This is a genomic window from Catellatospora chokoriensis (genome assembly GCF_011297315.1).
GTDB classification, from domain to species: Bacteria; Actinomycetota; Actinomycetes; order Mycobacteriales; family Micromonosporaceae; genus Catellatospora; species Catellatospora citrea.
Genome location: NZ_JAAOTI010000003.1, coordinates 465549 through 486119 on the forward strand (window position 1 = coordinate 465549; position 20571 = coordinate 486119).

Sequence of the window (20571 nt, forward strand, 5' to 3'; positions counted from 1 at the left end):
CCATGCCCCGCAAACCATCACGCGAACGCGCTAATTAGGTCTCCAGCTCGCCGAACTCGGCGCGATCACGAAAATCCCGGCCCACAGTGATCGACACAAACTATTGAATCAGCCGAAAGTTTCGGTCCTGCGGCGCCCGTCAGGGCGGACGAACCGATGCCCCGAGCCGCGAGGCATCAATGCCTGTCTCCTGTTCCATAATGTCGAGACGAGCCTGCGACCGGTCATGTGATCGCAGAGAGCGTGCCCGGAGCGCGGCTTCGGCTGTGCGTCACACGTCCAGCGACCCTTCGACCGGACGGACCGCATACGGGCGGGACCCCACCACGACAGGCGTCCAGCTTCGCCCGGGCTGGGCGATCCTTCCGGACGTCCGTACCTCCACATTGGTCGTTCTGACCACTACTGTGAGCAACGTCGTCAGGGCCCTGGACGGCCGGCGCGCCGAACTCGCATCGGAGGAATCCTTGACCCAGTCGATCCCGCACACCCGGCCGTCTGAGGACCAGTTGATGGCCCAGATCGTCGACCTGGTCGGCAAGCGCTACGACGCCGCACTGGAAGAGCTGGGTCTGTTCAATCTGGTCATCTTCGGCAAGACCGGCGCAGGCAAGAGCACGTTGCTCAACGCGGTGTTCGGGGAGAACGTGGCGCCCGCACCGAGATCCACGATTTCGACAAGCTGAAGCAGATGTTCAGGGCCGAGGTCGCGAGGGACGCGAACGAGCGGAAGAACTCCTGACGGATCTGCCCCTTCGAGCGAGGGCTACCGCCGTACAGCACAGGCTCACGAACAACAACCGCCGGCCGGCCGAGGGTCCAGCGACCCTCCTGGTGCGGTCGCGGTAATCCCTGCGTCAGCCTTTTCTCGATCGACGCCCACGACGCAGAGGAGCGCGGGAATCGCCAGGCGTCACGTCCCGATGGCCCGGCCCGGCTGCAACAGGCGACGGCCGCATTCGAGCAGATGCCGCCGGCGGGAGCGGTCGTCGAGCGGGGCCATCGCCGGGTCGCGGCTGGCGCCGGGCAGTCCGTTGATGAACATGGCCAGACCGATCCGGGTCTGGTCGTCCGGGTCCGGGCCGAGGAGCAGCGCGGCGGTGTCGTCCCACCACTGGCGCATGGAGGCCTGCTGGCTGAGCAGCTGCGTGAGGTAGGGGTCGTTCATCAGCACGGTGAAGCCGGCGTGCTCGTCGAGCGCGATCTCGATGAGCCCGCCGAGCACCTCGTCGACCTGCGCGGCGTGGGTGCGGTGGGCCTCGGCACGGCGGGTGACGGCCGGCAGGGCGTCGAGCAGGGGCTTGAGGACGTCCAGGACGATCTCGTCCTTCGCCTTGTAGTGGTAGTACAGGCCGGCCTTGGTGACCCCGGACTCGTCGGCGATGGCCTGCAGCGACGTGGCCCGGATCCCGTCGCGAAGGAACAGCCGCAGTGCCGCGGCGAGCAGCTGTTCGCGGCCGGCGCGGCGGCGCCGCGGCGGCAGGGTGTTCATCGCGTTCGGTCCCCTCGTGGCCTTGAGCTGCGATTATGCGGTCGGCGTGGTGGATCGGCCAGCAGATGTGGTCTATACCTCTCGACTAATCAAATGTTAGCCGGACGGCTTAGTTCACTCCTACTGTTCCTGCTTGCGGGCCTGCTGCCCCCGTAGCTGTCCGCTCACCCCCGAACGTGGCAAGGAACTGATCATGGCAACCCTGCTGTACCGGCTGGGCCGGTTCTCCTTCCGCCGCCGCGGCCTGGTCACCGCGCTGTGGCTGGTGCTGCTCGCCGGCCTGGGCTTCGGCGCGGCGACGCTGTCCGGGCCGACCAGCAACGCGTTCAGCATCCCGGGCACCGAGTCCTCGCAGGCCATCACCGTGCTGCGGGAGAAGATGGGCGTCGGCGCCGACGACGCGAGCGCGCAGGTGGTGTTCACCGCCGGTGGCGACGCGAGGTTGACCGACCCCGGCCAGCAGGCCGCGATCACCGACGCCGTGGCGGCGCTGCGGGCCGCGCCGCAGGTGGCCCGGGTCGGCGACCCGTTCCAGAACCGGACCGTCTCTCCCGACCAGCGCACGGCGTTCGCGTCGGTGACCTACTCGGTGGCACCCGGCGACCTGACCGACGCCGACCGGCAGGCGCTGTACGCCGCCGGGCGCACCGCGCAGGCCGCCGGTGTCGGCGTCGAGTTCGGCGGCACGGCCACCCAGCAGCAGTCCGAGGGTGGCGCATCGGAAGGCATCGGCATCGCCGTGGCCGCGTTCATCCTGCTCATCACGTTCGGTTCGCTGGTCGCGGCCGGCCTGCCGCTGCTGACCGCGCTGCTGGGCGTCGGCTTCGGCATGGCCGGTATCCAGATCGCCACCGGGTTCTTCGACCTGTCGACGTCGACCTCCGCGCTGGCGACCATGCTGGGCCTGGCCGTGGCCATCGACTACGCCCTGTTCGTCGTCTCCCGGTTCCGCCACGAACTGGCCGACGGCCACGAACCCGAACAGGCCGCCGGACGCGCCGTGGGCACCGCGGGGTCCGCGGTGGTGTTCGCCGGGCTCACCGTCGTCATCGCGCTGGTCGCGCTCTCGGTGACCGGCATCCCGTTCCTCACCGCGATGGGCGTGGCCGCGGCCGGCACGGTGGCGGTCGCGGTGGCGATCACGCTGAGCCTGGTGCCCGCACTGCTCGGCTTCGCCGGACCCAGGATCCTGACCGCCGACAACCGCAAGGGCATCGGCCGGCACCGCTCGTCGGCCACGATGCCGATGGGCGGGCGGTGGGCCCGCGGCGTGCTGCGCCACCGCGTGCCCGCACTGCTGCTGGCGCTGGGCGTGGCCGGTGTCATGGCCGTCCCCGCACTCGACCTGAACCTCGCCCTGCCCGACGACAGCACCGCCGCCGCCGACTCCACCCAGCGCAAGGCCTACGACCAGCTCAGCTCCGGCTTCGGCGCCGGGTTCAACGGCCCGCTGCTGCTGGTCGTGCAGGATTCGCTGGGCGATGTCAGCACCGCCGCGGAGCAGGCGCAGCAGGCCGTCTCGCGCCTGCCCGACGTCGCCGTGGTCACCCCGCCGACGATCAATCCCGCCCGGGACACGGCCATGCTGACCGTCATCCCGCACAGCGGCCCCGGCACCCAGGCGACCAAGGACCTCGTCGCGGCGATCCGCGACCACGCCCCCGCGGTCGCCGCGGCCACCGGCGCGGACCTGTTCGTCACCGGCGCCACCGCGGTCAACATCGACGTGTCCGACAAGCTGACCGCAGCCCTCATCCCCTACCTGGCGATCGTGGTCGGGCTGGCGTTCGTGCTGCTCATGCTGGTGTTCCGCAGCGTGCTGGTGCCGCTTAAGGCCACCGTCGGGTTCCTGATCAGCGTCGCGGCCGCGTTCGGCGCCCTGGTGGCGGTGTTCCAGTGGGGTTGGCTGGCCGACCTGTTCGGGATCGAGTCCACCGGACCGATCGTGAGCGTCATGCCGATCTTCCTCATCGGCGTGCTGTTCGGCCTCGCCATGGACTACGAGGTCTTCCTCGTCACCCGCACCCGTGAGGAGTACGTGCACGGCGCCACGCCGGATGAGGCGATCATCACCGGCACCCGCCACGGCGCCCGCGTCGTCACCGCCGCCGCGCTCATCATGATCTCGGTATTCGCCGGGTTCGTCCTCACCGACGACACCATCGTCAAGTCGCTGGGCTTCGCCCTGGCCGTCGGTGTCGCCGTCGACGCGTTCCTGGTCCGCATGACCATCGTCCCGGCGGTCCTGTCGCTGCTGGGCAAGGCAGCCTGGTGGCTGCCCGGGTGGATCGACCGGATCCTGCCCAACGTCGACGTCGAAGGCGAGCAGCTGACCCGCCGGCTGGCCACCGAACGGCCCCCCGCCGCGGCGGACCTGCCCGAGCAGAATACCGCTGCCGCACCGGCCGAGGCGCCTGCCGTCGCGGCTTCCTGCCAGTGCGGATGCCAGCATGCCCCGCACGCCGAGCCGGCCGCCGAGCGCGAGCTCGTCACGGTGTGACCCGCGCCGGCCGATGATTGCCGGTGCCCGTTCCCGAGCACTCCACGAGCTGCCAGCAGCACCGCTCCAAGGTGGCCATTCCTGCCGACAGAGGCCGACCTCACGACGGTCGATCGGGGTCGAGCAAACGCGGCTTGATTCGCGATCGTCGATCTGAGAATATCGACCACCATCGCGCCATACCCGGCGCTCGGCTACTGTCCAACACCCCTGGAAGGAAGCCACATGCGGTTCACCCACCGCGTAACGCTCGTTCTCGCCCTGCTCGTAGCCGCGCTCCCGGTGTCGACCGCCGGTGCGAGCGCGGCCGCGCCGTCGGTCGCGCTCGCCCAGATCGAGGAGCGGGTCTACGTCGAGTCCGGCGTCGACTCCAACGGCGACGGCCGGCTCGACCGGATCGCCATCGACATCGCCCGGCCGTCGACAGGCGGGCCGGTCCCCGTGGTGTTCGAGCAGAGTCCGTACCGCAACGGCCTGGCCAACGCCGCCAACCACGGCGTGAACGTCAGCGCCCTGCCGCAGGAGAACCTGTTCCCGTTGGTCCCGGGCGCATCGTCCACGACCGGCCCGGGCGTCAGCGTCGCCCGGCCGGTGCCGGACCTGCCTGACTGGTACGACGACTACTTCGTGCCCAAGGGATACGCGGTCGTGCTCGGCCACAGCCTCGGCACCGGCGCCTCGGACGGCTGCCCGACCAGCGGAGACATGCAGGAGACGCTGGCCACCACCGCGGTCGTCGACTGGCTCAACGGTCGCGCCCGCGGCTTCAGCGCATCAGGCGCCCAGGTGACGGCGTCCTGGAGCACCGGCAACGTCGGCATGATCGGCGTCTCGTACAACGGCACGCTGCCGAACATGGCCGCCGCCACCGGCGTCGCCGGGCTCAAGGCGATCGTGCCGATCTCGGCGATCTCCAGCTGGTACGACTACTACCGGGCCAACGGGCTCGTCGTCGCGCCGGGCGGATACCAGGGCGAGGACGCCGACGTGCTGGCCCGTGCGGTGGTCGACCGGACCGACTGCACGAGCCGGATCAACCAGATCGAGACCGACCAGGACCGGGTCACCGGCGACTGGAAGCAGTTCTGGGCCGACCGGGACTACGTCGGCAAGGCGAACAAGGTCACTGCGGGCGTGTTCGTGATCCACGGCCAGTCCGACTGGAACGTCAAGGGCCAGCACTACGCGCAGTGGTGGGACGCGCTACGGGCCAACAACGTGCCGCGCAAGATCTGGCTGCACAACGGCGGCCACGGCACGACCTCGCGCGCCGACTACAAGGCGACGGTCGAGCGCTGGTTCGAGTACTTCCTCAAGGGGATCGACAACGGCATCCTCACCGAACCCCGGGCCGAGGTGCAGTTCAAGGACGGCGCCTGGCGCCAGTACGCCGACTGGCCCAATCCCGCCGCAGCCGAGGCCGTGTTCAGGCTCGACACGGCCTCGACCACCGCACCCGGCGGGCTGACCCTCGGCACGCCGACCGGCACCTCGGCGCAGTCTCTCACCGACAACGGGCGGACCAGCACCGCGACGACACTGGTCGCGAACCCGGACAGTGCCAACGGCAGCCGGCTGGTCTACCGGACCGGCAACCTGGCCGCCGCGGTCACCTTGACCGGCTCGCCCCGCGTCTCGCTCCGGCTCGCCGTCACCAACCGCAACGACGCCAACGTGACCGCGCTGCTGCTCGACTACGGCGGCACGGGCACCAGCACCGCCCCCGTGATCGTCACTCGCGGCTGGATCGACCCGCAGAACCGCAACAGCCGCGCCACCAGCGAGAAGGTCGTGCAGGGCACGGAGTACACGCTGAACTTCGCCATGCAGCCCAAGGACTACGTGTTCGCGGCCGGCCACCGGATCGGCCTCGTGGTGATCTCCACCGACTACGACTACACGCTGCGCCCGCCGGCCGGGGCCGTGCTGCGGCTCAACCCGGTCGGCAGCACCCTGACGATCGCCCAGACGGGCCTGGCCACCGGCAACGACTACGCGATCTCGGTGTCGCCGGCGGCGGGCGCGACCAACCCGGGCGGCACGTTGAGCGCGACGGTCAGCACGACGGTGACCAGCGGTTCCGGGCAGAGCGTGGCGCTGTCGGCGGCCGGGCTGCCGGCCGGGGTGACCGTGTCGTTCAACCCGTCGACCGTGCCGGCGGGCGGCAGCTCCGCGTTGACCCTGAGCACCACCGCGTCGGTCGCGCCGGGCACGTACCCGGTCACCATCACCGGCACGGGCACCAGTGCCACCCGCACCGCGGTGTATTCGCTCACGGTCAACGGGACCGGCGGCTGCCGGGCGACCAACCCGGTCGATGTGGCGATCCCGGACGCTGGGGCCGCGGTGGAGAGCATGATCACCATCAGCGGCTGCCCGGGCACGGCATCGCCGTCGTCGACGGCGGAGGTGCACATCGTCCACCCGTACCGCGGCGACCTCGTGGTCAGCCTGGTCGCGCCGGACGGGTCGAGCTACTCGCTGAGCAACCGCTCCGGCGGCAGCGCCGACGACATCCACCAGACCTTCACGGTGAACCTGTCCAGCGAGACCGCCAACGGCACGTGGCGGCTGCGCGTCCAGGACGCCGCGGCCGCCGACGTCGGCCGGCTCGACACCTGGACGCTGACCCTCGGCACATAGGCGCGCGACCCCGCGCTGACCGTCCGACGGCGGTCAGCGCGGAGTCATGAAGGTGGCCGTCGCTGTCGCCGCTGCTCCCCGGGACAGGCCAGGCCAGGTGGGCAACCGTGATCAGGGCTGCCCACCTGGCATCTCAGGGTCAGCCACTCAGTGCCGACGTCGGCTCCAGGCGGCTGGCCCGCACGGCCGGATACAGGCCGGCGAGCGCGCCGATGACCAGTGCCGCCGCCAGGCTGCCGCCGGTGGCCCAGCCGGGTACGAACACCGGCCAGTGCTGACTGGAGGCGTACAGACCGGCGGCGACGGTGCCCATGAGCACACCCCCGGCGCCGCCGAGCCCGGACAGCAGCAGCGACTCGGCCAGGAACTGCACGCGGATCTGGCCCCGGGTGGCGCCCAGTGCCCGGCGCAGCCCGATCTCGGCCCGCCGCTCCAGCACGGAGATGACCATGGTGTTGGCGATGCCGACGCCGCCGACGAGCAGCGCGACGATGCCGAGTCCGAGCAGGGTGCCGCTGAGCGTCGCGTCGGCGGCCTGTTTCGCGGCGAGCGCGTCGGAGGGCCGGGACACGCGGACGTGTTGCGGCGACTGCGGGTCGGCGGTCCGCCCGAGGACGTCGCGTACGGCGGTGACCTGCTGTTCGTCGGCCCGTACGTACACGGCGGTAGGGCGGCCGTCGAAGTCGAGGTAGGTGCGGGCGGCGTCCCAGCCGACCAGTGCGGCGGAGTCGAGTGCGGGCACGAGGGGTGCGGACTCGAGGATGCCGACGACGACGAACCATTCGCCGCCGAGCCACAGGCGCATGCCGGGTCCTGGGACGTCGAGGCGTCGGGCGGCGACCGCACCGAGGACGACCGCCGGGTAGGTGGCGGTCGCCGGGGTGAACCAGCTGCCCTCGGCGACGGTGACGCCGAGCGTGTCCAGCAGTCCGGATTCGGCGGCGAGCACCTCGACACTGCTGGTCTCGGGGGCGGGCACGTGGTCGTTGCGGTAGATCGCGGCGGCGACCTCGCCGGTGGCGCTGACCTTCTCGACGGGCCCGATTCGTCCGACCATGCCGACGGACTCCTCGGGAAGCGACTCGGGTCGGCCGTCGCCGGCCTCGCCCGGGACGACGGTGAGCAGGTTGGTCCCGAGCCGTTGCAGTGTCCGGTCGAGGTGTGCGCGGCTGGAGGTGGTCACGCCGACGACCGACAGCATGGCGGCGATGCCGATCGCGATGCCGAGTGCGGACAGGAAAACCCGCAGGGGCCGGGCGCGCAGGCCGGCGACGCCGAGGCGGGCCAGGTCAGCGGGGTTGAGCCGGGCGGGGCGCACCCTTCTGGCAGGTGGTGTGGTCATGCCGTCACCGCCGCCGAGTCGTGGACCAGCCGGCCGTCGCACATGGTGATCTGCCGGGGCAGGCTCGCCGCGATCTGCTGGTCGTGGGTGATGACGACGACGGTGGTGCCGGCGGTGTTCAGGTCGCAGAGCAGGGACAGAACCGAGTCGCCGGAGACCGAGTCGAGGTTGCCGGTGGGTTCGTCGGCCAGCAGCAGCACCGGTTCGCCGACGACCGCGCGGGCGATCGCGGCTCGCTGCCGCTCCCCGCCGGACAGCTCGTGCGGCCGGTGGCCGAGCCGGTGGCCGAGACCGACCCGCACGAGCGCCGCCTCGGCTCGGGCCAGCCGTCCGCGCATCGGCACTCCCGCGTAGAGCAGGCCGTCGGCGACGCTGTCCAGGATGGGGACGCCGGCAGCGAGGTGGAACTGCTGGAACACGAACCCGATCTGCCGGGCGCGCAGGGCCGACACGGCACGGTCGTCGAGGTGCGCCACGTCGTGGCCGCCGATGCGGACCGAGCCCGCGGACGGCCGGTCCAGGGTGCCGATCAGGTGCAGCATCGTGGACTTGCCCGAACCGGACGGCCCGACGACCGCGGCGAGCTCGCCGTAGCCGATGGTGAGGTCGACGTCGGCCAGCGCGCGTACGCCGCCGGGGTAGGTCCGGGACACTGCGGCCAGCTCGACCACGGGGCTGGTAAGTCGTTCCCTGAGGTGCTCGCTCATGCGGGGATCCCCACGGTCGTGCCGTCGTCGATGCCGGGGGCGCTGATCTCGACGCGGCCGCCGGCGAACAGGCCGACCTGCACTGCCACGATCCGCACCCGGTCGGTGACGACCTCGACGCCGTAGCCGCCCTCGGCCAGGGCCAGCAGCGCGTTGACGGGAACGGTCAGGACGTCGCGGCGTTCCTGCAGGACGTGCCGGATCGTGACACCGACGCCGTCCTGGCTGCCGAGGGCCTGCTGTGCGGCGTACGCGATGGTGATGGTGACGTTGGCACCGCCGCTGTCGGCGCCGCCCGCGGCTGGGGCGTCGGTCGTTGTGACGACCCTGCCCGGGGTAGGTGTGCCACCGTGGGTGGACAGCTCGACCTTCGCATTCGGCACGGCCCAGTCGGTGCGGGACCGGTCCGCGGTCGCGGTCACGGCCCTGGTGCTGCCGGTGTATTCGAGGACGTCGCCGGTGGCTGACGCGCCGACCCGCACCAGCTGCTCGGCGACACGCACCGGGCCCGGGGCGTAGATCACCCGGTCGCGGTCGACGGTGCCGGTCTCCGGCAGGCCGAGACTCTTCTGCCACCGCTTGACCGCGCTGGCGGTGCTGCCGGAGAACGTCTCGTCGACGTCGAAGCCGCGCAGCCCGAGCGCGGCGAGGTTCTGCTCGAACTGTTTGACGTCGGCGCCGGTGACCCCGGCGCTGAGCGCCCGGTACATCGGCAGCGCGCCGTAGAGCAACAGCACGGGCCGGTCGTCGGCGCGCAGCAGCTGCCCGCCCCGCACCACCGTGGCACCCACCGCGGGCAGCCACGTCACCGTGCCGGTGGCGGTGGAGGCCACCGGGGTCGCCGGGCCGTAACCGAGCACCCCGGGCACCGTGACCGCCTCGACGAGGGTCTGCCGGGTCACCGTCGTCGTCGCCGCCGGCCCGGTGCGGCGCTCGGCGGGCGGGTCGCCGCCGTCACCGCCGAGACCGAGTGCGGCCATGACCCCGACCGCGAGCAGCGCCAGCACGGCCGCGCACATGCCGACCGTCGCCGCCCGCCGACGCCAGAGCAGGCCGCTCATCCGTTGACGACCTTCGACGGGTCGTACTCGCCCTGCGGCTTGCCTTCCAAAACCGGATCGCAGATCTGCAGGGCGCGCATGTTGGCTTCCTGCTCGGCGGGGGTCAGCTCGCCGCCGAACCCGTCCTGCGGCCATTCGCCGTCGGGGCCCGGGTCGGGCCAGGTGGGCATGCCGTTGTCGCGCATGCACTTGGCGTACTGGCGCCGGTACTCCAGCTGTTGCGGGGTCACCGGCTGCCGGGGCTCCAGCTCGGCCGGGACGGTGGCGTTGAGGCTCGCGCAGGCGCGCTGCGCGGCGACGAACCCCGCATCGGTCTTGGGGATCTTCGCGGTCGCCAGGTAGGCACCGAGGTCGACGTGTCCCTTGGCGTCGGGGTCGGGCACGTTGTGGCCCTCCTTGCGCAGGCAGCCGACCCACGCACGTTGCGCGTCTACGTACCGGGTGAGGGCACTCGGGGCAGTGGCGGCGGTTGGTGCGGCCGGGCTCTCGGCCGACGCGACGGCCGGCGGGGCCGGGGTGTCGCCGCAGGCGGCCAGCACGAGTAGCAGCAGGAGACCGGTCGCCGCGGCGGCGTTGCGGGGTTTTCTGGACACGGTGAAACGCGCCTTTCGAGGGCAGGGGTGGGTGTGCGGGGGTCAGGGCAGAGCCGGGATGGCCGGCTTCGCGTCGGTCCATCCGGCTTGGAGGATCACCTGGTGCTGTTCCTTGAGCGGCCGGTTGCCGTCGCCGCCGACCAGATTCGCCGAGTAGCTGCTGGCCAGGAGCAGGTGGGTCACTGGGTCGACGACCAGCCGGCGGACCTCGTCGACCTCGGCGGTGTGCTGGGCCAGCTCGATCCCGATCCCGGTGCGGCCCAGGCCGTCGGTCACCTCGCCGATGCTGTGCATCCCGGTGATGCCGGCCAGGACCGTGAACGCCGCGGCGCGTACCGCCGGCGGGGCGGGAACGTCCATGAGCAGCTGGCACATGGCGCCGAACAGGCGGCTGTCGGATCCACCGGTGCCCGGTGCGAACCCGTCTCGGCCGGCCGCGATGCGGGCGGTGAACAGGTCGCGCAGCCGGTCGGGGTCGGTGGGCAGCGCCTGCACCTCGGCACGGTCGAAGCCGCCGAGGTCGATGAGGTAGGGCACCTGGTTCAGGCGGTCGAGTCGGCCCTTGTCCGGCGCGGTGCTGCGGTGCACCGACCCGCCGTCGCCGGGCAGGTTCCATCGGGTGGGTGAGCCGGCCCTGCGCCATGCCTTCTCGTCGGCTTCGCCGCGGGGGCGGGAGCCGAGTCTGCGGCTGCCGGTCCAGCTGGGCTCGGCCGGGTCACGGGCGATCCACTGCTCGGATACGTCGCGGTCGATGATGAGGTACTGGTCGGAGGCCTTGCCGACGCTGAACGGGCCGGAGTGGACGACCTTTCGCACGTGCCAGTACCGGCCGGTTTCGGTGTCCGCATCGGCGGCCTGGCGTGCTGCGGCCAGCAGGAGGCCGCGTGCGGAGGTGTCCGGTGGCTGCGGGCCGGGATCGGGCCGGCCGCCGGGCGGGATGACGACCAGCGACAGCGCGGCGAGGCCCGCCAGCGTGCCGACGGCGGCCAGCACGTGGCGCCGCGGGCGGTGGCGGGCCGGCCGCGGCACGGCCATGGCGGCGGTGAGCCGGTTGCGGGCCTGTACGGTGGCCCGGGCCGACGGCGGCGGGGCGTTCAGGACCTCGCGGATCAGGTTGAGGTCGTCCATCAGGTGCTCCTCCTGTCGTCTGCTCGGGTGTCGTCTCGGGTGGGGTCGGCCCCGCCCAGCGCGGTGCGGACCGACTTGCGGGCGCGGCTCAGGCGTGAGGCGACCGTGCCCTCGGGGATACCGAGGGCCTCGGCGACCTCCGGATAGGTCAGTTCGGCCAGTGCCACGAGCAGGAGCACATCGCGGTCGCCGCGTTTGAGCGAGCGCAGGGCGGCGGCCAGGTCCCGCTGGATGCCGTGGGCGGCGACGCGGGCGATGATGCGGTTGTCGTCGTCGTGATCGCCGGGGCGGGTCCGATCGGCGGCGTCGGCGCGGGCCAGCGCCCGGTACTTGCGCTCCTCGTCGCGGTGGTGGCGTCGGATCAGGTTGGTGGCGATGCCGTACAACCAGGCGCGTACGTGACCGCCGGCTCCACCGAAGCGAGCCCGGCCACGGAACGCGATCAGGAACGTCTCGGCGGCCAGGTCGTCGGCGTGCGCGGCGCTGAGCCGTCCGGCGACGTAGCGGTAGATCTCGCCGTGATAGGCGTCGAACAGCTGCGCGAACAACTCCGGGTGGGTGCGGGATTCGCGCAGAATGGCCTCGTCCGGCAGGCCGGGCACGGCTTGCTCGATCAGCAAGTGAAGCTCACCCCTCGTCGGCGGGCCGGTGTGACGTCATCCACCAGGTGAATGCCCGATCCTGCCGGTGCCCTTCACGCCCGCCGCGACGGGCCGTGCTTCCGGCTCGCTACCAGTCGAAACCGGTGCCGGGTCGGCGTCTCACCCGACGACCCGGGCACGGCCAAGGCGATCGCGGAAAGGCTGACGGACGTCGACTGATGCCGCAAAAAGGATATTCGACTCCGGAAACGACGCTAGGCTGCGGGTTGTCGATCAACGAGGGGACCGCATGGGCGCGACACGACGAACACTGATGGCCTGCGCAGGGGCAGCAGCAGGGGGTCTGGCAGGGGGTATGGCAGGTGCTCACGGCTCGCCCGCCGCACCTGGTTCCGTCACGCCTGCGGTTGATCCCATCGCGCTCGGGCCTGCCACCGAGATCCCGGTCGGCGGAGGCAAGGTCTACAGCGAGGCGATGGTCGTCGTCACCCAACCCGCAGCGGGCGAGTTCAAGGCGTTCACGTCAACCTGCACGCACTGGGGCTGCCAGGTCACCGCCGTGGAGAACGACCAGATCATCTGCCGCTGTCACGGCAGTCGCTTCTCCGCGACCGACGGCTCGGTCGTACTGGGCCCCGCCACGCTACCTCTCGGCCCGGTGGCCGTCACCGTCGAGGACGGCCAGCTCACCCTCGGCTGAGCCCGCGGCCCACGGCGAAAGATGGGGTCGAAGGGCGGCCAGCCGCCGCCCTTCGACCCCGATGAATCCGGTCACGGCACCGCGTCGTAGGGGGGCGGTGGCGGACCGGTCAGCACGGTGAACGGCCCGTTGTCGATGATGGGGTACGCGGATTCGCCTGCCTCCAGGCAGTCGGCGCTCAGGCCCGGGGCCGGCCCGCGGCCGGTGCAGACCCTCTCGTTCATGGTCACGAAGAGGGTACTGGTGTGCGTGCCGGGGCGAAGCGGGCGGAAGACCGGAGACACGGGCACGACGAAGGGCAGCCCGCGGGTTTCCGGAGGCAGCACATCACCGGGAATCGTCCCGGACTGCAGGATCTCCGGGCCTGCGATGATGGACCGCTCGTGGGCGGTCCCGGCGTCGATCACATAGCGGGCGCTCTTGAAGTTGGCGAGGAACGCCGCCTGCTCGGTCGCCGACGCCGTGATCCAGGGCGGGACCGCCCGGACCCACTTCTCCCCGGGCAGCGCCGTGCGACAGCCAGGTCCCCCGGGAGGGTCGGGGATGTCGTCGGTCGCGGGCGCGGGAGGGCCGATGATCCGCTCTCGCACGTCGTAGCGCTGGTTCAGATCCCTCCATTGCTCGCTGCCCCCGAGGAAGATGGGGCTGGTGCACTGGCGGTCGCGGGGCGGCCCGGCCTCCGCGATGCCGGTCATCAGACCCAGGCTCAAGCCCAGCGTCGTCAGGATCGCCCCCGCTCTTGCGGAGCGCAAGACAGCAGTGGTCATGGTGTGAACCCCCGTAGCTCGTACGCTGTCCTCGTACGTGGTGGAGCCAGTCCCCCTGGCCCGGTGCGAAGCGTAAGCAGAGTGGTAGCGGCACCGGTCGCCCGACACGCCGGCTTTTGCACCGGATTCAACACGTCTTCCCAGGTCAACCGCACTCAGGCACCAAGATTTCACTCGCCGCGGTCGATGGGCACCGACACTGGCCGTGGTCCGTGCCCGCCGCACGCCGACCGCCCCTGGTGATGAGTTATCGCGCCCGGACCCGTCATAACTACGCAAGGACATGACGACGCGGAAGGATCACGTGATGAGTGCGGATACACGGCAGGAGCAGCCAGTGAGCGACCTGGGCCAGATCGACGAGTCGGCGTTCTCCGGACTGGCGGAACGGCACCGCCGGGAACTGCACGTGCACTGCTACCGGATGCTCGGCTCGTTCGAGGACGCCGAGGACACCGTGCAGGAGACGTTCCTGCGTGCCTGGCGGCGGCGGGAGACCTACCAGGGGCGGTCGACGTTCCGGGCCTGGCTGTACCGCATCGCCACCAACGCCTGCCTGGACCTGCTCGCCAAGAGCCGCCCCGAGCCCGCGACCGGGGGCGAGGTGCTGTGGCTCCAGCCCTACCCGGATCGCCTGCTCGACGAACTGCCCGCGAGCGACACGGACGACCCGGAGACCGCCGCCGTCGCACGGGAGACGATCGAGCTGGCGTACCTGGTCGCCGTCCAGCACCTCGCGCCGCGCCCCCGGGCCGTGCTGATCCTGCGCGACGTGGTCGGCTGGCCCGCGAAAGACGTCGCGGAACTCCTCGGCGACTCCGTCAACTCCGTGAACAGCGCACTGCAGCGAGCCCGCGCCGGCCTGCGGGAGCACCTGCCCGCCGAGCGTCAGGACTGGAGCGGCGACACGGAGGACGCCGGGACGCGCGAGCTGGTGCGCCGCTACGCCGACGCCTGCGTGGCCACGGACATCGCCGCGATCGCCGCACTGCTGCGCGACGACGTCCGCTGCTCGATGCCGCCCACGCCCGGCCTGTACGTCGGCCGCGACACGGTGGTCAACGACTGGATCGAAAGCGGCTTCGAGGGCATGCAGCGCCTGCGCACCGTCCTCACCTCCGTGAACCGGCAGCCCGCGGTCGCCGTCTACCTCTGGCGGGAACGGGAGGGCGCGTACCTGCCGCTGACGATCGACGTCCTGCGCGTCACCGGCGGGGCGATCACCGAGATCGTCACCTTCCACGACGACCGGTTCCCGCGGCTCGGGCTGCCGGAGTGCCTGCCTGCGGACGGCACCGAGTAGTCCCGATGTGGACGCACCCCGCACGCGTGCCCGTGGCGAGCAGCCGGCCGGAGGTTCCACCGATGGCAGTGGGGAACCTCCGGCGGCAGGGCGTTCGTGCGCGACCTGGCTGGGGGCGTCGCGAACGCCCTCGGTGGTCAGCTCGGCAGCGGGCCGGTCTCCGCAGGCGTGGTGGGCGAGTCGAGCCATGCGTCGAGCAGGGCGGTGAAGTCGTGCCCGGTCTTGCGGTTGACGTACGCGGTGAACGAGGCGCGGCTCTGCTGGGTGTGCAGGTTGTCCTGGACCCACCCGCGGGCCAGGGCGAAGAAGCGGTCATCGCCCAGGGCCTGGTGCAGCTGGCGCAGCATGCCGGCGACGCAGGTGTACATGCAGGTGTTGCCGAATTCGGCGGCGTTGGGCTTGCCGGGCGGGCCGTACTGCTTGCGGTAGGTGCCGTCGAGCTCGCGGTTCTGCGCGATGCGCTCGGCCGGGCTCATCTCGCCCGGGTAGGTCTCGGCCTCGTACAGCCGCTGGGCGTACAGGGCCCAGCCTTCGTTGAGCCAGAAGTCGCTCCAGTCGGCGGGGGTGACGGCGTCGCCGAACCAGTGGTGGGCCCACTCGTGCAGGAGCGTGCCGTCGAATGACCGGGGCCCCATCTGCCCGAACCGATCCCCCATGGTGACCATCTGCTGGGTCTCCATGGCCGAGGGCGATTCGACCATGACGACGCCCGCCGAGTCGAACGGGTAGGGGCCGAAGTGCTTCTCCAGCCACTGCAGGTGCTCGGTGGTCTTCTGCATCATCGGCAGGTACGACGCCTCGTCGGCGTGGTACCAGTAGGTGATCGGCAGCCCGTGCGGGCCGGTGCCGGTGGCCTTCTCGTACTTACCGACCGCCAGGGTCGTCAGGTAGGAGGCGACCGGGACCGTGCTGCGGTAGCGGAAGGTGTCGCCCTGGCGGCCCTGCGGGGTGCCCGACGCTATCGCAGACCAGCCCGGGGGTGCGGTCACCGCGATGTCGTACAGCGCCTCGTCGGACGGGTGGTCGTTGGCCGGGTACCAGGTGAACGCGCCGAACGGTTCCTGCATGGTCCACAGGCCGCCGTCGGCGGAGACGGTCAGGCCGAGCGGGTGGTTGTCACCGCGGGTCGTGGTCGGCCAGGGGGTGGTGCTGGGCTTGCCCCGGTAGCCGACGACGAGCGTGACGAGCGCGTCGGCTTTCACCGGCGCCTGTACCACCAGTTTCTCCTTGGTGACCGCACCGGTCGCGGGCTTGCCGTCCACGGTCAGGCTCGTGATCGTGTACGGCTTGAAGTCGAGGCTGAACGACTCCGCGTCGCGGGTGGGCCGAAGGTGCACCGTGGCTGTGCCGGTGAGCACCCGCTCGGCGGGTGACCAGGCCAACTCCAGGCCGTAGTGCAACACGTCGAGGGCGTCGGTGCCGTGCTGGGGATACTGGGAGTCGACGACCGGTCGGGAGAGCCCTGCCGCGAAGGGTGCGTACTCCCCGGTGAGGCCGTTGGAGGACGCGGCCGGGGCGGGCGATGCGGCGGTGTCGGGTGTGGACGATCCGCTCGTGCAGCCGCTCAGGAAGGTGAGCAGGGTGGCTACAGCGATGGCTGTTCGGGTGTGCAAGAGGTGCTCCGTCGTTCGGTGGTGATGCCGAAGAAACGCGCCCGGTCGCCAAAATCGTTGCCTACGCAAATATTTTGGTTCTGTAACAGCATGGTGAACGGCAGTCAACGTGCGACGGCCCCCGCGACCGCGTGGACGCCGGCGGTCCGGTTGCCGCCTTCGGGAACGCGACCTATGGTGGCTGCATGACGACGGCAGCGATCCAGGTGACCGGCGAGCCGCGGGGCGACCGCGGTCGTGCCGGTGCCCGCTGCCCGCGCACCCGTGCCGCGCTGCGCAGGCCCGACCTCCGCACGGTCGAGGCACCGCACTAGTCGCCGATCCACGGAGCACGGCGCATCGGGCGGAGCACACCGGCTCCGGCCCGATTTTTTGTACCCGACCGACAAATGGAGGAAGCATGACCACGCTCGACACGACCGACCACGACGACTGGCTCGCCGGCATCCACGAACGACTCCGGCACACCTGCGACGAGCAGACCGCCTACCTGTCCGACCTCACCGCCGCCGCCCCCGATGCCGCCGAAGCCGCCGCCCACGGCGCGCTGCTGGCCGGCACCCGCCAGAGCCTCGCCGACACCGTCGCGGCGCTGCGCCGCATCGAGCAGGGCCGCTACGGCGCGTGCGAGGTATGCGCGGCCGCGATCCCCCTCGCCCGGCTCGAACTGCTGCCCCACGCCAGGACCTGCGTGGCCTGCCCGCGATAGGAGCGCGCCGGGTGCGCCCGGCGCCGGGCGCACCCTGCACCGGTCCAGGTGCCGCCGCGCCCCGTCAGCCTCCCGGCAGCGCGGGGCGCGGGTGGAACAGCCGGATCCGGCTGACCCGCCGGTCACGCAGCCGTTGCGCCCAGACCACTCCCGGCGGGCAGTGCTCCGGATCGTCGGGCGGGTTGATCAGATCGGCCTCCCAGATCAGCACGTCCCCGCTGACCACCACGTTCCTGATCCGCTGGCGTACCCCGTCCGTCAGGTCGAGGTCCATTCCCGCCAGCAGCACGTCCGGGCCTCGGCTGGACCGCCCGTCCGGCGTGACCACCTCCAGGTCCGGCCACCACGAATACCGTACGACCTGCTCGAACTCGCCGCGCTCCGCGGCCACCAGGGTCTGCTCGGCCTCCCGCCGCCGCGCCTGGGCCAGCCTGGTGGCGTCGTCGTGGGCCAGCTCGGCGGACGCCCGCAGCAGCTCGGTCAGCCGGGTCCGGCCCTGGTTCAGCCGACTGCGCACGGTGCCGACCGGCACCCCGCACAGCGCGGCGATCTGCTCGTACGACGTCACGTCGCTGAAGTAGCGCAGCAGCGTGACCATGCGGACGGGCTCGGACAGCCCGGCCAGCGCGTGCCAGATCCAATCCCGCTGGGCCCGCTGTTCCAGCAGCTCGTCCGGCGTCGGCCCGCCCGCGGCCAGCGGCAGCCCGGCGAGATCGGCCATCGGCACCGGCCGGGTGGAACGCAACCGCATCCGGCAGTTGTTGCGCACGATGGTCCGCAGCCACTGGCCGACCGCCGCCGGGTCGCGCACCTGGCCGATCCGGGACATCGCCACCAGCATCGCGTCCTGGACCGCGTCCTCGGCGTCGGGCCCGTACCCGAGCACGCCCAGCGCGACCGCCAGCATGCCGGCCCGGTGCCGCGCCAGCAGCACGGCCAGGCCCGTCGCATCCCCGGACCACGCCGCGCGGACCAGGTCCTCGTCCGTGTCTGAAGTTGCGAACAAGCGATGCCCCCCGATCGTCGGCGTCGGCCGCGGCCGTCCCACCGGCCCTGCTCGCGACGGTACGTCCGGCCGACGCCGGCGCCGAACAGACGCGGCCTGCCGTGACGAATTCCACGACGCTTGCCGGACGGGCCCGGGACGAGGTCCCGGGCCGCGAGGGTGCAGGGCTACGCCGCCGAGCCGGTCTGCCCTTCGACGAACTCGACGACCGCACGGCTGAACGCCGCCGGCCGCTCCAGGTGGGCCATGTGCCCGCAGTCCAGCACGAGCAGCTGCGACGTCGGCAGGGCCTCGTGCAGCATCCTGCCCCAGCGGCTGCCGCAGATGAAGTCCTGGTCGCCGCTGACGATCAGCGCGGGCACGTCGAGAAAGCCGAGCTCGTCGCGCACGTCGAACGGGGCGGGCTCCTCACCGCCGGACGGGTCGATCCAGGCGCGGAACGCGGCGAAGGCCGGCGCGAGTTCGTCCTCCTGGGCCCAGTAGTCGGCGAAGTACGCCGGCAGCACCTGGCGCATGAGCACCGAGAAGGTCTCGTCGTCGGTCGCGGCCAGGGCCTGCGGGAACACGGCGGGGATCGCCGCTGCCTGCGGCCGGTGCGCCAGCCGCTCCGGCAGCCGCGCGAGGTTGGCCATCGCGTCGGTCCAGAATTCCGGCCCGGTGACCGGTGACGTGGAGTGCAGGATCAGGCCGGCGAGCCGGTCCGGGTGGTCGAGCGCGTAGCGCTGGGCGACGAACCCGCCGTGCGAGTGCCCGAGCAGGTACGCCTGGGGTGCGCCGAGGTGGTCGAGCACGCCGTGCACGAACCGCGCGTACGCGTCGATGCGGTAGTCGCGCCGGTCGGTGAGGCGGCCGGAGGCGCCCGTGCCGACCGGCTCGAGATACACCATCGTCAGGTGGGCCTCCAGCGCGGGCATGCGCAGGTACTCCCAGCTCATGCCGGGGCCACCGGAGTGCACCAGGCAGACCGGCCCGGTTCCGGCGACGTGGTAGACCTGCCGGATCCCGTCGATCTCCACCTGGTGGGCGCCGGGTGTCAGCGTGGTCGCGAGGGTCATGGTCAGCTCCTGTGCGTTGCGTGTTCGGTGGCAGGCAGAGCCCGCCGGACCTCATCCCGATGCACCGGAACCGGCCGGGGTTCGCTGCGCGAGCCTGGTTTCCGGCCGATCCGGCGGTGACCGTGCTCACATCGTCGCCAGCCGAGAAATGTGCCCGACAACGAGACGGTCGCCGTGGAGGTCAGCTTTTCTCGCTGGAATGCGACCACCGCGCAAGGCGCGGCATAACAGCTTTTCGCAACAAGTTTCCCGCGCATTTCAAACGAAACCAGGTGAGCGAAGTCGTTGAGCGATCTACCGCGCGGGTCGCCGTCGACACATCAGGATGTCGAGGTCAGCGAAAATCATGTCCGCAACCGTTTTACCTGGGCAGATTGCCGCCGGCACTTCCGGATTGGTCGACCACAAAGCATCACATCCATTCTCATGGTTGTATGTCTGGGAGCGCTCCCGTAACATGTTCGACACGAATGTTAGCGATCACATTCCCAGTTCCACAGAGGTGATCGCCTACCTGTCAGGAGTGTGCCAATGGCAAGACCGAGATCAATCATCGTCAGCCTGTCGGCAGCCGGTGCCGCATTGCTGGCATCGACAACGGTCTTCGTGGCGATGCCCGCCGACGCTGCCGTCGCCGGCTGCTCGGTGAACTACGCCGTGTCGTCGCAGTGGCCGGGCGGATTCGGCGCCAACGTCTCGATCACCAACCTGGGCGATCCGCTGAGCGGGTGGACATTGACGTGGTCCTTCAACGCCGGACAGACGGTGACGCAGGCGTGGAACACGTCGCTGACGCAGAACGGTGCAGCGGTGTCGGCGAGCAACGTGAGCTACAACGGATCCGTCGCGACCAACGCGACCGTGTCGTTCGGTTTCAACGGGTCGTGGACGAGCAGCAACCCGGTGCCCACGAACTTCGCCGTCAACGGTGTGGCGTGCACCGGGAGCACGGCACCGACGACAGCGCCGACCACGGCTCCATCCCCCTCGCGGACGGCGGGTCCGTCACCCACGTCGTCGCCATCGCCGTCGACGCCTGGCTCGTGCACGCTCCCGTCGAGTTACCGCTGGAGTTCGACCGGCGTGCTGGCGACCCCGAAGTCGGGCTGGGTCTCGCTCAAGGACTTCACCACCGCCCCCTACAACGGCAGGCAACTCGTCTACGCCACCACCCACGACAACGGATCGACCTGGGGCTCGATGAACTTCAGCCTGTTCACCATCTGGTCCGACATGGCCTCGGCCAGCCAGAACACCATGTCGTCGGCCACCGTCGCACCGTCGCTGTTCTACTTCGCCCCGCGCAACATCTGGGTCCTCGCCTACCAGTGGGGCGGACCCGCGTTCTCC

19 protein-coding genes are annotated in these 20571 nt (G+C 71.1%); 8 read left to right on the top strand and 11 right to left on the bottom strand.

All coding sequences use genetic code 11. From position 1 onward, the window contains the following. Positions 1-407 precede the first annotated feature (407 nt). Positions 408-686: a GTPase family protein gene (locus tag HAV39_RS42165; RefSeq protein WP_203736632.1), complete on the top strand. Its 279-nt coding sequence runs from the start codon at positions 408-410 to the stop codon at positions 684-686. Positions 687-913: 227 nt separating this feature from the next. Here the strand turns inward: HAV39_RS42165 and HAV39_RS07065 are convergent, their stop codons facing one another. Then, positions 914-1492 carry a TetR/AcrR family transcriptional regulator gene (locus HAV39_RS07065; protein ID WP_191838356.1) on the bottom strand — a complete coding sequence of 193 codons (579 nt, stop codon included), beginning with the start codon at positions 1490-1492 and terminating at the stop codon, positions 914-916. Between the two features lie 193 nt (positions 1493-1685). On the opposite strand from HAV39_RS07065, the gene HAV39_RS07070 reads away from it, so the two are divergent. Then, a complete protein-coding gene (locus HAV39_RS07070; protein ID WP_191838357.1) occupies positions 1686-3992 on the top strand; it encodes an MMPL family transporter in 2307 nt (768 codons plus the stop codon). Between the two features lie 225 nt (positions 3993-4217). Continuing rightward, a complete protein-coding gene (locus tag HAV39_RS07075; protein WP_191838358.1) occupies positions 4218-6635 on the top strand; it encodes a Xaa-Pro dipeptidyl-peptidase in 2418 nt (805 codons plus the stop codon). Positions 6636-6774: 139 nt separating this feature from the next. Here HAV39_RS07075 and HAV39_RS07080 read toward each other — a convergent pair whose 3' ends face one another. From HAV39_RS07080 to HAV39_RS07105, 6 genes are read right to left on the bottom strand one after another with little or no spacing between them, the layout of a single operon-like run. After that, positions 6775-7977: an ABC transporter permease gene (locus tag HAV39_RS07080; RefSeq protein WP_191838359.1), complete on the bottom strand. Its 1203-nt coding sequence runs from the start codon at positions 7975-7977 to the stop codon at positions 6775-6777. Then, complete coding sequence (locus HAV39_RS07085; RefSeq protein ID WP_203736640.1) at positions 7974-8648, bottom strand: ABC transporter ATP-binding protein; 675 nt, start codon at positions 8646-8648, stop codon at positions 7974-7976. Before HAV39_RS07085 ends, HAV39_RS07080 begins: the two co-directional genes overlap by 4 nt. A gap of 32 nt (positions 8649-8680) precedes the next feature. Then, entirely contained in the window at positions 8681-9745 is a 1065-nt protein-coding gene (locus tag HAV39_RS07090) for a peptidoglycan-binding domain-containing protein (RefSeq protein ID WP_191838361.1), read from the bottom strand. Then, positions 9742-10338 (bottom strand): hypothetical protein, encoded by a 597-nt coding sequence (locus tag HAV39_RS07095; RefSeq protein WP_191838362.1) that lies wholly within the window; start codon positions 10336-10338, stop codon positions 9742-9744. Before HAV39_RS07095 ends, HAV39_RS07090 begins: the two co-directional genes overlap by 4 nt. A 42-nt stretch (positions 10339-10380) precedes the next feature. Continuing rightward, positions 10381-11466: a CU044_5270 family protein gene (locus tag HAV39_RS07100; RefSeq protein WP_191838363.1), complete on the bottom strand. Its 1086-nt coding sequence runs from the start codon at positions 11464-11466 to the stop codon at positions 10381-10383. Further along, positions 11466-12086, bottom strand: a complete 621-nt coding sequence (locus HAV39_RS07105; protein ID WP_191838364.1) for an RNA polymerase sigma factor — start codon at positions 12084-12086, stop codon at positions 11466-11468. Before HAV39_RS07105 ends, HAV39_RS07100 begins: the two co-directional genes overlap by 1 nt. A 337-nt stretch (positions 12087-12423) precedes the next feature. Here HAV39_RS07105 and HAV39_RS07110 point away from each other — a divergent pair, with 337 nt between their 5' ends. Further along, on the top strand, positions 12424-12768 hold the full coding sequence (locus HAV39_RS07110; protein ID WP_239120912.1) for a Rieske (2Fe-2S) protein: 345 nt from the start codon (positions 12424-12426) through the stop codon (positions 12766-12768). A gap of 71 nt (positions 12769-12839) precedes the next feature. On the opposite strand, the gene HAV39_RS07115 is transcribed toward HAV39_RS07110, so the two are convergent. Continuing rightward, complete coding sequence (locus HAV39_RS07115) at positions 12840-13535, bottom strand: hypothetical protein (RefSeq protein ID WP_191838366.1); 696 nt, start codon at positions 13533-13535, stop codon at positions 12840-12842. 307 nt (positions 13536-13842) lie between these two features. On the opposite strand from HAV39_RS07115, the gene HAV39_RS07120 reads away from it, so the two are divergent. Further along, the gene (locus HAV39_RS07120; protein WP_191838367.1) at positions 13843-14838 is read left to right on the top strand and encodes an RNA polymerase subunit sigma-70; all 996 of its coding nucleotides are present in this window, start codon (positions 13843-13845) and stop codon (positions 14836-14838) included. 137 nt (positions 14839-14975) lie between these two features. On the opposite strand, the gene HAV39_RS07125 is transcribed toward HAV39_RS07120, so the two are convergent. After that, the gene (locus HAV39_RS07125; protein WP_239120911.1) at positions 14976-16451 is read right to left on the bottom strand and encodes a M1 family metallopeptidase; all 1476 of its coding nucleotides are present in this window, start codon (positions 16449-16451) and stop codon (positions 14976-14978) included. Positions 16452-16636: 185 nt separating this feature from the next. Here HAV39_RS07125 and HAV39_RS43210 point away from each other — a divergent pair, with 185 nt between their 5' ends. Both HAV39_RS43210 and HAV39_RS07130 read left to right on the top strand, forming a co-directional pair. Then, positions 16637-16765 (top strand): hypothetical protein, encoded by a 129-nt coding sequence (locus tag HAV39_RS43210; protein ID WP_275413975.1) that lies wholly within the window; start codon positions 16637-16639, stop codon positions 16763-16765. An 86-nt stretch (positions 16766-16851) separates the two neighbouring features. Then, positions 16852-17160, top strand: a complete 309-nt coding sequence (locus tag HAV39_RS07130; protein ID WP_191838368.1) for a TraR/DksA family transcriptional regulator — start codon at positions 16852-16854, stop codon at positions 17158-17160. Between the two features lie 64 nt (positions 17161-17224). On the opposite strand, the gene HAV39_RS07135 is transcribed toward HAV39_RS07130, so the two are convergent. Continuing rightward, the gene (locus HAV39_RS07135; RefSeq protein ID WP_239120910.1) at positions 17225-18166 is read right to left on the bottom strand and encodes an RNA polymerase sigma factor; all 942 of its coding nucleotides are present in this window, start codon (positions 18164-18166) and stop codon (positions 17225-17227) included. A gap of 167 nt (positions 18167-18333) precedes the next feature. Further along, entirely contained in the window at positions 18334-19221 is an 888-nt protein-coding gene (locus tag HAV39_RS07140; protein WP_191838369.1) for an alpha/beta fold hydrolase, read from the bottom strand. Between the two features lie 531 nt (positions 19222-19752). Between HAV39_RS07140 and HAV39_RS07145 the strand changes: the two genes are divergently transcribed. Beyond that, positions 19753-20571, top strand: an 819-nt coding sequence (locus HAV39_RS07145) for a non-reducing end alpha-L-arabinofuranosidase family hydrolase (protein ID WP_191838370.1), incomplete at its 3' end; no start/stop codon positions are given.